General features: G+C 71.5%; 12 protein-coding genes. 11 read left to right on the top strand and 1 reads right to left on the bottom strand.

The features are described 5' to 3' along the window. The first annotated feature begins 401 nt into the window (after positions 1–401). Together AB0K18_RS47725 and AB0K18_RS47720 are read left to right on the top strand one after the other, a co-directional pair. The gene (locus AB0K18_RS47725; RefSeq protein WP_364929002.1) at positions 402–1,655 is read left to right on the top strand and encodes a 3-deoxy-7-phosphoheptulonate synthase; all 1,254 of its coding nucleotides are present in this window, start codon (positions 402–404) and stop codon (positions 1,653–1,655) included. Positions 1,656–1,728: 73 nt separating this feature from the next. Then, positions 1,729–2,286: a YceI family protein gene (locus AB0K18_RS47720; RefSeq protein ID WP_364928999.1), complete on the top strand. Its 558-nt coding sequence runs from the start codon at positions 1,729–1,731 to the stop codon at positions 2,284–2,286. A 24-nt stretch (positions 2,287–2,310) separates the two neighbouring features. On the opposite strand, the gene AB0K18_RS47715 is transcribed toward AB0K18_RS47720, so the two are convergent. Further along, positions 2,311–3,498 carry a helix-turn-helix domain-containing protein gene (locus AB0K18_RS47715; protein WP_364928996.1) on the bottom strand — a complete coding sequence of 396 codons (1,188 nt, stop codon included), beginning with the start codon at positions 3,496–3,498 and terminating at the stop codon, positions 2,311–2,313. 373 nt (positions 3,499–3,871) lie between these two features. On the opposite strand from AB0K18_RS47715, the gene AB0K18_RS47710 reads away from it, so the two are divergent. From AB0K18_RS47710 to AB0K18_RS47670, 9 genes are all read left to right on the top strand, one after another. Further along, a complete protein-coding gene (locus AB0K18_RS47710) occupies positions 3,872–4,957 on the top strand; it encodes a hypothetical protein (protein WP_364928993.1) in 1,086 nt (361 codons plus the stop codon). 15 nt (positions 4,958–4,972) lie between these two features. Next, on the top strand, positions 4,973–6,685 hold the full coding sequence (locus AB0K18_RS47705; protein WP_364928990.1) for a transcriptional regulator: 1,713 nt from the start codon (positions 4,973–4,975) through the stop codon (positions 6,683–6,685). After that, entirely contained in the window at positions 6,672–7,571 is a 900-nt protein-coding gene (locus tag AB0K18_RS47700) for an aminoglycoside phosphotransferase family protein (protein WP_364928988.1), read from the top strand. Before AB0K18_RS47705 ends, AB0K18_RS47700 begins: the two co-directional genes overlap by 14 nt. Before the next feature lie 202 nt (positions 7,572–7,773). Next, positions 7,774–8,721: an ABC transporter ATP-binding protein gene (locus AB0K18_RS47695; RefSeq protein ID WP_364928985.1), complete on the top strand. Its 948-nt coding sequence runs from the start codon at positions 7,774–7,776 to the stop codon at positions 8,719–8,721. A 4-nt stretch (positions 8,722–8,725) separates the two neighbouring features. Continuing rightward, entirely contained in the window at positions 8,726–9,538 is an 813-nt protein-coding gene (locus AB0K18_RS47690) for an ABC transporter permease (protein ID WP_364928982.1), read from the top strand. A gap of 1 nt (position 9,539) precedes the next feature. Further along, entirely contained in the window at positions 9,540–10,643 is a 1,104-nt protein-coding gene (locus AB0K18_RS47685) for a YcaO-like family protein (RefSeq protein WP_364928979.1), read from the top strand. Next, positions 10,643–11,929 (top strand): TfuA domain-containing protein, encoded by a 1,287-nt coding sequence (locus tag AB0K18_RS47680; RefSeq protein ID WP_364928976.1) that lies wholly within the window; start codon positions 10,643–10,645, stop codon positions 11,927–11,929. The genes AB0K18_RS47685 and AB0K18_RS47680 overlap by 1 nt, the downstream gene beginning before the upstream one ends. Positions 11,930–11,997: 68 nt before the next feature. Beyond that, positions 11,998–13,191, top strand: coding sequence for a cytochrome P450 (locus AB0K18_RS47675; protein WP_364928973.1), 1,194 nt, complete (start codon positions 11,998–12,000; stop codon positions 13,189–13,191). Beyond that, the gene (locus tag AB0K18_RS47670) at positions 13,188–13,454 is read left to right on the top strand and encodes a StsA-related sactipeptide RiPP (protein ID WP_364928970.1); all 267 of its coding nucleotides are present in this window, start codon (positions 13,188–13,190) and stop codon (positions 13,452–13,454) included. The genes AB0K18_RS47675 and AB0K18_RS47670 overlap by 4 nt, the downstream gene beginning before the upstream one ends. Positions 13,455–13,575 lie beyond the last annotated feature (121 nt).

Below are 13,575 nucleotides of genomic sequence, written 5' to 3'. Positions count from 1 at the left end.
AGCTGGTTGTGCGTCCTTGTGCTTGACAGCGGGGCCGCGTCGTGACTGCCCGTTCCCATCCGGAGGCGTGACTCGCTGCGAGGTGCAGTGCCGGTCCGTGCGTGTCGTCCCCGAGATCGCGACCTTCGCGGCAGGTCGTCCGAAAGCCGTGCGGGACCTGTTCCGTAATCGCGATCGGAGGTGCCGTATCAGGGGCGACGGCATGTGCGCTGGTGGTGGGGCGGGAGAGGGCGCCGGGCGTGGCATGTCACGCGTGATCGCCACCACCGAAGGGCGTGCCGTCATCAACGCGAAGACGTGATGCGCTGCGCCGTCCGCTGGGTCAAGCTGTCCGAAAACGTCCTCGACCGGCGAGGATTTTCCAGCACGTCCGGCTCACTGATCGTCAGACGGGAGTAGACATGCAGCCACCCAGCTCCACCGCGGACCTCGCCGGGCGCGGGTCGTGGGAGAGCATGCCGGCGGCGCAACAGCCGGAGTGGCGAGACCATGCGGCGTATGACAAGACATGCCAGAGACTGTCTTCGGCGCCGCCGCTGGTTTCGGCTGCCGAGATCAAGTGCCTGCGCTGGTCTTTAACACGACTAATTGCGGCGGATGCCCTCCTCCTGCAAGCCGGTGATTGTGCGGAGAGCTTTTATGAATGCACCGGTCCGCACATCGAGGAGAAGCTCAGGCTCATTGACAGGCTGGGCGATCGGTTGAGTGATCTCACCGGTCAGAGCGTCATACGAGTCGGCCGTATGGGCGGCCAGTTCGCCAAACCCCGGTCGCAGGCCGTGGAACGCCGCGGAGAAATGAGCGTCCCGTCCTTTCGCGGGCACATGGTCAATTCTGAGATACCCGCTCCCGCCGCCAGAAGGGCCGATCCGCGACGCATGTCGTGGGCCTACGAAGCCAGCGACAGAGTACAGCGAGCGATGCGGGCACATCGGCAGGAACGCTGCCACGCCCCGGGCGCCGAAGGCCCGTGGTCCAGTCACGAGGCGTTGATCATCGACTACGAGACTTCGCTGACCCGCCGCGATCCGGACACGCGCGAGCTGTACCTGACCTCGACGCACCTGCCCTGGGTGGGGGAGCGGACCCGCCACGTGGACGGGGCGCACGTCGCTCTCCTCGCCTCCGTGGCCAATCCGATCGGATGCAAGATCGGCCCCACCGCCACCCCGGACGACGTACTGGCCCTCTGTGAGGCGCTCAACCCACGACGCGAGTTCGGCCGTCTCGTGTTGATACCGCGGATGGGCCGGGAGACGATCCGCGAGGCCCTGCCGCCCATCGTCCGGCGGGTGGCGAACGCGGGGCACCCGGTGATCTGGCTCAGCGATCCGATGCACGGCAACACGACGCTGTCCCGTCAGGCCGGCCTGAAGACCCGCCACCTCATCGACGTGATCACCGAAGCCCTGAGGTTTCGCGACATCCTCGAAGAGCACCGGCAGTACGCCGCCGGACTCCACATCGAGGTCGCCGCGGCCGACGTGACCGAATGCGTCGGCGGGCCGGTCAAGAGCGAGGACGACCTGCTGCGCCACTACTCCTCGCTGTGCGATCCCCGGCTCAACGCCGACCAGGCCATCGAACTCATCGAGGCGTGGGCCAAGGGAGTGGCGTCCCGCCGCGACTCCGATGACCAGCCGGAGCGCCGATAGGGCCCTCGGCGCTCCACAGCCACGACAGGCAGACCGTGCGGCACCCCTTCTCACTCTCAAGGAGCGACCGACGATGACGACCATCACCTCGCTGAGCGACCTGACGGGCGACTACCTCCTCGACGCCGGGCACACCCGGATCGGCTTCGTCGCGCGGCACGCGATGATCACCAAGGTACGCGGTCAGTTCGACGAGTTCGAGGGCACCGCGCACCTGGACGGCGATGACCCGGCCAAGTCGAGCGTCGCACTCACGGTGCAGGCGAAGAGCATCCAGACCGGCCACCGGCAGCGCGACGACCACCTGCGCAGCAACGACTTCCTGGCCATGGAGCATCACCCCACCATCACCTTCACCTCGACCGGGGTGGAACAGGCGGGCGAGAGCACCTTCAAGGTGGCCGGAAACCTGACCATCCGCGGCGTGACCAAGCCGGTGATCGTGGACTTCGAGCTGACCGGAGCGGAGAACGATCCCTGGGGCCACTTCCGGGTCGGATTCGAGGGCGCCGTGACCATCAACCGCAAGGACTGGGGCATCAACTGGAACACCGTGCTGGAGAGCGGCGGATTGCTGGTCAGCGAGAAGGTGACCTTGGAACTCGACATCGCGATCGTCCGCCACTCCTGACCAGGGGCGTCGTGATGGATCGTGTCAGCGCGAGTCGCGCCAGGCTTCGGCGAGGATGCGGGTGACGGCGGTGCTGAGGACGCGAACCCCCCTCGTCGAGCCGGGCTCGATGCCCACCAGCTCGCGGACCCGCCGCAGCCGGTAGTCCAGGGTGCGGGGGTGGACGCGGAGGGCCACGGCGGTGCGCATGCGGTTCATGTCGTTGCGGTAGTAGCAGTCGAGCGTGCTCACCAGGTCGGGGCCGCTCGCCAGCCGCCAGGTCAGCTCGCGCAGCCACTGGTCGACCTGCGGCAGCTGGGCCGCACCCAGCTCCACGAACACGTCGGCCACCCCGTACACCTGGGACGGGACCCGTTCCACCGGCGCCGCCTGGCAGACGCGGCGGGCCAGCGCGACCGGGTCGGCCAGGGCGCGCACCCGGCCGGGGGCCGCCCCGACCGAGCACGGGCCGCACAGCTCGGCGACGGCGCGCATCACCGACAGCGCCCGTGACCGCGCGGGCGCCTGACCGTCGATCGGGTCGGCGCCGTCGCACGGCACCAGCGCCACGAACTCGTCCGGCTCGTGCCAGGTCAACGGCAGGTAGTGGTCGGTCAGCAGGGTCTTGACGACCTCGTCGCGGCACCGCTCGTCGGGCGGGCCGGCGGCGACGCGGGCGACCGTCACCAGGTAGTGGTCGGGCAGCGGCAGGTCGAGCTCGCGGGCCAGCTGCGCGGCGGCGGGCTCGCCGGTGACGAGCAGGCCGGCGAGCATCTGGATCCTGGCCGCGACCGGCAGGAAGCGCTCCTGGCCCTTGAGGAAACCGTGGGTGTAGGCGTCCTGCGCGGTGAGGCCGTGGCAGGCGACCCAGCCGAGCATGCACATCACGTCGGAGAGGTCGTTGGGGCCGGCCGCCTCGTGGATCTCGCGCAGCGTCAGGTTGGCGTGCAGGAGCAGGACCTGCCGCTGGGACGCCAGCGAGACGCCCACCTCGCCGCGCGTCGCCCCGACCGAGGACATGTACGCGTGATCCTGCTCGGTGAACGGCTGCTCGTCGGCGGCCAGCTCGATGGTGCGGCGGCGGAGGTTGACCGCGAAGTCGAGCATCGCGGCCGAGCCCCGCGTCTCGGCGGCCAGGCTGCGGTAGTCGGCGAGCTCGTTCGTGTACACCTCCACCGCCCGCCGCGCGTTGGCGTCCAGACGGCGGCGTAAAGCGCGGAACAGGCTGCCCATTTCTCGCCTTCCTCGACGGCCGACTCAATGGGTTTACTTGACCGGCGGTAATCGCGCAAGCTGACAAAGCCCGGAATGGCGTCACGCCGCGTATTTCTGAAGAGACAACAGGTGAATGGCCTTGTCACTTGTGACAAGCCGCCGGGCGGCGGCCAGGTGAGGATCATCACAGCTCACGATGACAGGCGGGCGCCCTGCTGAGAGCCTGTCCGCAGGCGGGCCGCCCGTCTTGACCGCAGTCGGGACGCGTTGTTTATTACGTCCATTTCACCGCTTTATGGGCGGTCGTTCGTTGGAGGAGGGCCGTGGCGCATTCGCCGCAGAAACCGCCCAGGGCATTCACGCTCGGCGGGCGAACAATTACGGGGAGAAAGTGTTAGGCCACGGCGGCGGGCCGCCCTGTTCGGCGCCGCCGGTCACCGTGGACCTGCGCGCGCCGTCGCCCGCCGCCGTCCGGTGGCTGCCGGAGGAGGAGTGCGCGTCGCGGGTCGTGCTCGCCGACCGCGCGGCCAGGGGCGAGTTCGCCGCGCTGCAGGCCGTGCTGCACCGGCTCGGCGTGCCCACCGTACGCTTCGACGCCGCCCAGGCGGACGGCGGGAGGGACCCGCTGACGATCTCCCTCGACGACGGGCTCGTCACCCTCGAAGGGCGCTCTTTCCGTCCGACCGTCGTGTGGGCGCGCGGCCCGATGCCCAGAGCGATCCCGGACGGGTACGCGGGTTCGCTGATCGGCGCCGACTCCTGGTCGGCCCTGGTCGGCCAGCTCGCCGCGCTCGCCCCGGCCGGCCTGCCGGGCGGCAGTCGCGCGGGCCGGCTGACGCAGCTGGCCGGGGCGGCGGCGGCCGGCGTACGCACGCCGCGCACGATCGTCACCACCGACCCCCGCACCGCCGAGGCCCTGAAGGGGGACAGGCTCGTGGTGAAGGTGCTGGACGAGCACTTCGTCGAGGCCGCCCCCGGCCATCTGGTGGGCCTGCTCGCCGAGGTCGTCGGCCGCGAGACCCTCATGCGCCGCCGGCCGCCGGGTTTCCCGGTGATCGTGCAGGAGTACGTCGAGCACGACCTCGAACTGCGCGTCTACCACCTGGACGGCGACCTCCACGCCTTCGCCGTCACCAAGCCGTCGCCCGACGCGCCCTGGCGGAACCCGGCCGCCGTGTCGGTGCGGGGGATGCCGGTCCCGCCGCGCGCCGCCGAGGTGGTGGAGCGGCTCGCGCGGGACTGGGGGCTCACGTACGGCGCCTTCGACCTGCTGCTCACCCGGGAGGACGTCGTCTTCCTGGAGGTCAACGCGGACGGCGACTGGCGCTGGTTCGAGACCAAGGCCGGCACCCGCGCGCTCACGAACGCCGCCGCCTCGATGGTCAGGACCCTGCACGCGAACGTGCTGCGCGCGGCCGCCCCGCCGCCCATCGGCGGCGTGCTCGACTTCCTCGTACTGGGCAGCGAGACATGGTGACGTCGGGGGAGGCGCATGAGCCTGTACTGCTCGATCCTCGGCCCGCTCCAGGTCCTGGTCGACGGGCACGACGCCGTCATCGGCGCGCGCAAGCAGCGGCTGCTGCTCGCGCTGCTGCTGTGCCGGGCGAACGCGGTCGTGCCGGCCGCCGAACTGATCGACGCGCTGTGGGGAGAGACGCCGCCGCGTACGGCCAGGAAGAACCTGCAGGTCTACGTCTCCGCGTTACGCAAGCTCACCGGCGACCGGATCGGCTTCCACGGCTGGGGGTACCGCTTCAGCGCCGCCCCCGGCGAGCTCGACCTGCTGCGCTTCAGGGAGCTGGCCAGAGCGGGACGCGGCGCCATCCACGGCGGAAGGCTCGCGACGGCCGCCGAGCTGCTCGGTGAGGCGGTCGGCCTGTGGCGGGAGCAGCCGCTGACCGAGTTCGCGCACGTGTCGCGGGTGGCGCGGGAGGTGGCCGGGTTCACCGACCTGTTCCTGTCGGTCCAGGAGGACTGGGCCGAGCTGGAGATCGAGCTCGGCCACCACGTCGAGGCCCTGGCCGGCCTGGACGTCCTGGCCGCGCGCTTCCCCGCCCGCGAGCGGATCGCCGCGGCGCGGATGACGGCGCTGGCCCGCTGCGGGCGGGCGTCCGAGGCGCTGGCGCACTTCGAGGAGCTGCGCAGGCACCTCGCGAGCGAGCTGGGCATCGACCCGAGCCCGGTGCTCAAGCGCCTCTACCAGGACATCCTCACCGGTACGGTCGCCCGCCCCGCACCCGCCGTACGCACGACCGACCAGCTCCCACGGAACATCGGCGACTTCGTCGGCAGGAAACCGGAGATCCACCGCATCCTGCACGAACCTGCCGCCGTCACCCTGATCACCGGCGAGCCCGGCATCGGCAAGACCGCGCTCGCCGTCCACGTCGCGCACGCCCTGGCCCCCGGCTACCCCGACGGCGCCCTGATGGTCCCGCTCGGGGGAGGGGGAGCGCGCGACGTCCAGCACGAGATCCTCGAGTCCGTGGGCGTGAGCACCGCCGGGGTGCACGACGCGGACGTGCTGGCCTCGGTGTGGCGGTCCTGGCTGGCCGGCCGCCGGGTGCTGCTCGTCCTCGACGACGCTCCCGACGAGCCGAGCGTGCGCAGGCTGCTGCCCGGCTCCGGCGACAGCCGGGTGCTGGTCACCAGCAGGAGCCGGCTGAGCGGGCTGGAGTCGGTGGCGCGCGTCGGGCTGGGCGAGCTCTCGGACGCCGAGGGCCTCGCGTTCCTGGCCGCGCAGCTCGGCCGCGACCGTACGCTCGCGGGCCGGGCCGCGCTCACCGCCCTCTTCGACAGGTACGGGCGCTCCCCGCTGACGCTGCGCCTGCTCGGGGGCCGGTTCGCGGGGCTGCCGCACGTACCGCTGCGGGTGCTCGCCGAGCGGCTGACGCGGGCCGGGAACGTGCTGGACGAGTTCACCGCCGGGGACGTGTCGCTGCGGGCGCGGTTCGAGGAGTGCTACCGGGGTGCGGCTTTCGCCGCGCTGGGGACGCTGCACGGGCCGCCGTTCAGCCATGAGGAGCTGGTGGCGGCGCTGGGCGAGCGGGTCATCGAGGCGCTGCTGGAGGCGAACGTGCTGCGGATGCCCGAGATCGACCCGGCGGCTGAGGTCGCCGCGCACGCGCTGACGTACACGATGTCCCCTCTTGCTCATCTTTACGCCGCCGAACTCAGTAGGGTGGCATCGCATGACCGACGCTGAGATCGAGATCACCGCCGAGCTGGTCCGCGACCTGCTGCGCGACCAGCACCCGGATCTCGCGGGGCTGCCGGTCCGCGAGGTGGCGGGCGGGTGGGGCAACCAGATGTGGCGGCTCGGGGACGACCTGGCCGTACGCGTGCAGCGCATGGACACCACCCCGGAGCCCCAGCTCAAGGAACGGCGGTGGCTGCCCGAGCTGGCGCCGGCCCTGCCGCTCCCCATCCCGGTCCCGGTGCGGGCGGGCGAGCCGTCCGAGCGCTTCCCCAAGCACTGGACCGTGATGACGTGGGTGCACGGCGAGCCCCTCGACCTCGGCACGATCACCCGCGGCACCGACGCGGCCGACACGCTGGCCCGCTTCCTGCGTGCCCTGCACGTCCAGGCCCCCGCGGACGCGCCGATCTCCGCCGACCGCGGCACCCACCCCAGAGACTGCACGGGCGGTTTCGAGAGCTGGCTCAAGGAAGCCGACGCGCTCGACGACATCTCCGCCGACGTCCGCGCCGTCTGGGACGACGCCGTCACCGCCGGTGAGTGGACGGGCCCGCCGGTGTGGGTGCACGGCGACCTCCACCCGGCGAACGTCGTCGTCGCGGACGGCACGCTCGCCGGCATCGTCGACTTCGGCGACGTGTTCGCCGGCGACCCGGCCTGGGACCTCATCGCCGCCTGGCTGCTGCTCCCCGCCGGCACCGCCGCCCGCTTCTTCGACGCCTACGCCCGGGCCGACGAGGCGACGATCCGCCGCGCCAGGGGCCTGGCCGCCATGAAGTCCCTCTTCCTCATCCTCATGGGCCAGAACGGCGACCGCGGCCTCCCCGGCGGCAAACCCCACTGGGGCCCCTTGGGCCACGCGGCACTGGAACGGGTCCTCAAGGGCGTCTGAGCAACAGCGCGGCGGTCTCGGTCACGCTGACGGTCAAGGCCGACGCCCGGGTCGCCGGGCCGCGCCGTTCGACTGCGGCCCGGCACCGCCCGTCACGCCGACGATCGTGTGAAACGCCCACATTCGTGGGGTTTCTCGCCCCTGCGTAGCGCGCTGATACTCGACACGACAACGCGACCCCAACCAACGAGAGGTGGCGGGTATGGCCGTGTCGGGCGACGTGGTGACGGCCGAGGCGCTGACCAAACGGTATCGGCGCATGGAGACGCCGGCCGTGGACGACGTGTCGTTCGAGATCGCGCGGGGCGAGACGATCGGGCTGCTCGGCCCGAACGGCGCAGGGAAGACGACGCTGATCAAGATGATCTGCGGGGTCACCACGCCCACCTCAGGACGGGTCCAGGTGTTCGACGCCGACCCCGTGCGCCAGCCGGTGGCCGCCAAGAGCGGCATCGGGGCCATGCACCAGACCGCCCCGTTCGACGAGATGCTGCCCGCACTGGACAACCTGCGCATCTCGGCCCGGTTCCGTGGCGTACGGTGGCGCGACGTACGGCCGTGGGCGCTTGAGCTGGCCGAGTTCCTCGGCGTGGCCAAGGCGCTGCCGCAGCTGTGCTTCCAGCTGTCCGGCGGGCAGCGGCAGCGGCTGCAGCTCGTCCGCGCCCTCATCACGCTGCCCAAGCTGCTCATCCTCGACGAGCCGTCGGCCGGCCTCGACGTGGCGGGCCGCCACCAGATCGAGCGGTTCGTGACCTGGCTGCGCGAGGAGCACGGCGTGACCGTGCTGTGGACCAGCCACCACATCGACGAGCTGGAACGCAACAGCCAGCGGGTGATGGTCATCGACCAGGGACGGGTGCTGCGCTTCGCCAAGCCGCGCGAGCTGGTGGAGGAGTTCGGCTCGGTGCACCTGCGGGTGACCCTGGCCGACGCCGCGGCGGGCGGCGCCCTGGTGGCGTGGGCGGGCAACGCCGGGCTGACCGCCACCGCCGAGGACGCCGAGGTGCGCATCGAGGGCCCCCACGCCAAGGAGATGCTGCCCGAGCTGACCCGGCACTGCCAGGACCACGACATCGCGATCACCGGCGTCTCGACCGCGCTTGACTCGCTGGAGACGGTCTTCCTCCGCATGACCGAGAACGAGGGCTGACACCATGGCCGCCGACCTCACCTTCACGACCGCGCCGCCCACCGTGGCCCCGAAGGCCGCCGACCTGTTCGCGGTGATCTACCGCGAGTACGCCCTGCTGGCCCGCAACCGTATCAACCTCATCCTCAGCCTGGCGCCGATGCTGATGTACCTGCTGCTGGTGAACACCTCGCTGAGCAACCTGGTCGGCAGCATCTCCTACCGGGGCGAACAGCTGCCGTTCGCGGTCTTCCTGCTGCCGATGGTGCTGGCGATGTCGATCGTCAGCGCGTCGGGCACCTCGGGGGTGGCGCTGTTCCAGGAGGAGCTGAGCGGGGTGGCGACCCAGCTGTGGTCGTACCCGATGCGCCGCTCCCGGTTCCTGCTCGGCAAGCTGCTGGCCGGGGTGTCGCTGGTGCTGGGCCAGAGCCTGCTGGCGCTGGGCGTCGCGGTGGTCATCTTCGACCTGCCGTTCGGGGCGGAGGGCTGGGCCGGGCTGCTGGTGGCGCTGACGCTGGCCGCGATCGCGTTCAACGGGCTCTACCTGGCCGCGGCCATCACGATCACCGACTTCCAGACGTTCATGGTGGGGTCGAACGTGTCGATCCTGGTGCTGGTGTTCAGCGCGCCGTCGATGTACACGGTCGACCAGATGCCCGTGGTGCTGCAGTGGATCGCCATGGTCAACCCGCTGACGTACGCGATCAACGGGATGCGGGACGCGGCGCTGTTCGGGTTCGCGGACGCGTGGGTGAACCTGCTGGTGCTGGCGGTGATCGCGGTGGTCACGTACGCGGTGGCCGGCCGGGCGCTGCTCAACCGGGCACGGAACCTCTGACATGCTGATATCTGACGCCAAAGTACGGCTCCCCGGCACCGACCGCGCCCGCGACCCGGCGGCCACGCTGACGATGGCCCGGCGGGCGGCCCGCGCGGTCGGGGTCACCCGGGTCGCCGACATCACCAGGCTCGACACCGTGGGCATCCCGACGTTCCAGGCGATCCGCCCCGCGTCCCGCACGCTCGCCGTCTCCCAGGGCAAGGGCGTCACCCCCGACCTGGCCAGGCTGTCGGCGATCATGGAGTCCATCGAGCTGTGGCACGTCGAACAACCCCTGCCGCCGGACGTCACCGCACCCCCGCGTGACTGCCGGCTCGGCTACGACATCCACGCCCTCGTCCCCGCCACGCCGAGCCTGCTGCACGACGGCCTGCCGTTGGACTGGCTGGCGGGCACGTCGCTGGAGGACGGCTCGCCCACTCTGGTGCCGCGCGACGCCGTGGCGCTGACGCTGGAGCGCGGCACCGGCTGGAGCCCGCCGCTGTTCCTCTCCTCCAGCAACGGCCTGGCCAGCGGGAACACCCGGACGGAAGCGATTCTGCACGCCCTGTACGAGGTGATCGAGCGGGACGCGGTCACCGCGGCGGGCCCGACCGGCGGGGTCGGCGTCGATCCGGGCACGTCGGGGTCGCCGATCGTGGACGAGCTGTGCGCCACGCTGGCGCGGGCCCGCGTACGGCTCGAGGCCAGGCACCTGCCGTCGCCGACCGGGCTACCGTGCTTCCTGGCCAGGATCAGCTGCGACGACTACCCGCCGGCCTTCTTCGGGTTCGGCTGCCACCTCAGCTCGGAGATCGCGCTCACCCGGGCGATCACCGAGGCGGCGCAGGCGCGGCTGGCGTACGTGTCCGGGGCCCGCGACGACCTGCGAGCCGACTTCCACGACGGCGTCACCCGGCGGGAGAGCTCCGCGCCGTCGCACGACGTCCCCTTCCTGCGCGCGCACGACACCCTGGCCGAGGACCTGGAGGACGCGGTCAAGCGGGCCGCCGCGGCGTTCGGCCACCCGCCCCTCGTCGTCGACCTGACCCGCGAGGACATCGGCGTCCCTGTCGTCAAGGTGGTGGCGCCGGGCGCCCGCGTCTCTCTGGAGGTGCTGTGATGAGCCACGTCGTCTACGCGGGCCCGACGATCTCCACCGGCGAGATCCGCACCGCACTCCCCGGCGCGCGGGTCAGACCGCCCGTCGCCCGCAACGACCTGTTCACCGAGACCTGGACGCCGGGGGACACCGCGGTCATCATCGACGGCTACTACCGCGAACGCCTCTCCGTAGGACACAAGGAGATCCTCTGGCTGCTCGGGCAGGGCGTCCGCGTCATCGGCGCGGCCAGCATGGGCGCGCTGCGTGCGGCCGAGCTGAGCCCGTACGGCATGCGCGGCGTCGGCACGATCTTCCACCTGTACGCCGGCGGCGAGATCGACGGCGACGACGAGGTGGCGGTGCTGCACGGCCCCGCCGAGGTGGGCTACCCGGCGGGCACGGTCGCGATGGTCAACCTGCGGCACGGCTGCCGCGAGGGAGCCAGGACCGGCCTGGTCCCCCAGGAGGCGGCCGAGCGGATCCTGGCGGCGGCCGAGGCCCGGCCGTTCACCCATCGGACCTGGCACGAGCTGGCCGAGGACGTACCGGATGATCTGGACGCCCTGCACACGCTCAGAAGCAAGATCGCGGCCGGCGACTGGGACCTCAAGCGTCTGGACGCCGTGGAGGCCCTGCACAGAGCCCGCGACGAGGACCCGGCACCCACCCGCCCCGACGACACGGCGCTGACCGGAATCACCCGCAACGAGGCGCTGAAGTGGGGATCGCGGCGCGAGTACGCGCCGGGACGCTGGATGTCCGACCTCGACGTGCTGACGGCGGCGCGGTTGTTCGACGACGACTACCCCGCCCTGCACGAGCAGGCACTGACGACCCTGCTGGCGGAGTTCGCCGCCGCGCGCGGCCTGAGCCTGGAGGACCACGCCCGCACCACGCTCGGCGTGGCGGAAGGGCTGCCCAGGGAGCTGGCGGCCTGGCTCACCGAGGAGGAACGCGCGGCGCTGCCGTCGAAGCAGCAGCTCAAGCTGGTCATGGTACGGGTCTGGCCGCTCTGGAAATCAGCGGACTGGCGACCGGCCGTCATGGCGCGGCTCCGCGACACCGGCCGCTGGGACCGATGGACCGACGTGGTCGTACGCGCCGACGAGGTCGCCGAGCAGCACAGGGGACGGCTGGTCGTCCCGCCGCCCGAGCTGTGCGGCCGGCTGTTCCTGCGTCACTGGCCCGGCACCCCGCCCGAGATCGCGATGGCCCGCCGCGGCTTCCTCGGCCTGGAGGACCTCGGGCACGCGGCCGCCCGCTTCTTCGCCCTGGACGTGAAGACCCCCGGCGGAGCACGGTGACGACCGCGCCGCCGCGGCGACTCGACCCGGCAGCGCACGCCGCGGACCCGCACCCGATCCTGCACGCGATGCGGGAGCAGGAACCGGTGTACCGGCACGTCGAGCCCGCGACCGGCCGCGTGTTCTGGTACCTGACCAGGTACGACGACGTGCGCCGCGCCCTCGCGGACCCGCTGCTGGGCCGCCAGGCCGACCGGCTGCCCCCTGAGCCGGCCGCACGGCACCGCGCCTGGGACCGCGACCCGCTGCCGATGGTCCGCAGGAGCGTGGTCAACCTGGACCCGCCCGACCACACCCGGCTGCGCCGCCTGCTGGCCCCCGCGTTCACCGCACGGGCGGTGGCCGCACTCGAACCGCGCATCGAACGCCACGTCGCCGACCTGGTCGAGCGCATGAACGGCCACGAGGAGATCGACCTGATCCAGGCGCTGGCCCTGCCCCTGCCCACGCTGATCATGGCCGAGCTGCTCGCCATCCCCCGTCGGGACCTGCCCCTGCTGCGCCGATGGAGCGACGGCATACTGCGCGGCAGGGACCGGCGGCACGGCATGGAGTACATCGCGTACTTGCAACGGACGCTCACCGAGCGGCGCGCCCACCCCGGCGACGACCTCATGTCGCAGCTCATCGAGGGTGACCTCAGCCGGGCCGAGCTGCTGTCCAGCGTGTTCCAGCTCCTGCTGGCCGGCGACGAGACCACCGCCAACGCGATCGGCAACGGCCTGCTCGCCCTGCTGCGTCACCCCGGCCAGGCGGCGCGGCTGCGTGCCGGCCCGGAGCTGATCGACGCGGCCGTGGAGGAGATGCTGCGTTTCGACGGCCCCGTGGGACACGCCAGGCCGCTGTACGCGCTGGCCGACGTGGACATCGGCGGCACCACGATCCCGTGCGGCGACACCGTGCTGCCGATGCTCGTGGCGGCGAACCGTGACCCGGAGGTGTTCGAGCGGCCGGACGCGTTCGACGTGGCCCGCGCCCCGAACCGGCACCTGGGTTTCGGCCACGGCATCCATTTCTGCCCCGGCGCCGCGCTGGCCCGCGTGCAATTGCGCGCCGTCGTGTGCGCGCTATTACGTCACCATCCCGGCATGACCTTGTCCGCCACCGAGCTGGAATGGACGCCGGACCTTTTCGTCCGCGGCGTCCGCCGGCTGCCCGTACGGCTGTCCACCCACATTCATGGGGTTGCCCGCCCGACATATGGCCGGGCGATACTCGACGTGAAAGGCAGTTCCCCCGAAAAGAGAGGTGGAAAGGCATGACCTTCGACGCGAAGGAAGCGTTGCGCACGGCCGGAATTCTGACCGGTTCCGAGGCGCCGGAATTGGCGCGGGCATTCAGCGTCCTGTCCCGCGAGGAAGTGGACATGCTGGTGTCGCTCAAGGGCAAGATTCCCGCCGCGCTCCCGGAGGTGCTGGCACACTCCATCGGCGGCTGGACCACCCCCGAGGCGACGCAGCAGAACTTCGAGCCGGGCATGCTCTGCGCGTGCGGTCTCTGGTCCGGGTCGGGAAAGGCGCACTAGCCGGCCTGCGAGGTCACCGGCGCGGGCCACCCACATTCATGGGGTTGCCCGCCCGACATATGGCCGGGCGATACTCGACGTGAAAGGCAGTTCCCCCGAAAAGAGAGGTGGAAAGGCATGA

It is taken from the genome of Nonomuraea sp. NPDC049421 (genome assembly GCF_040677005.1).
In the GTDB taxonomy this organism is placed as follows: Bacteria; Actinomycetota; Actinomycetes; order Streptosporangiales; family Streptosporangiaceae; genus Nonomuraea; species Nonomuraea salmonea.
Note: the sequence above shows the minus strand (reverse complement) of the source record. Positions and strands in the feature narration are given on the sequence as shown.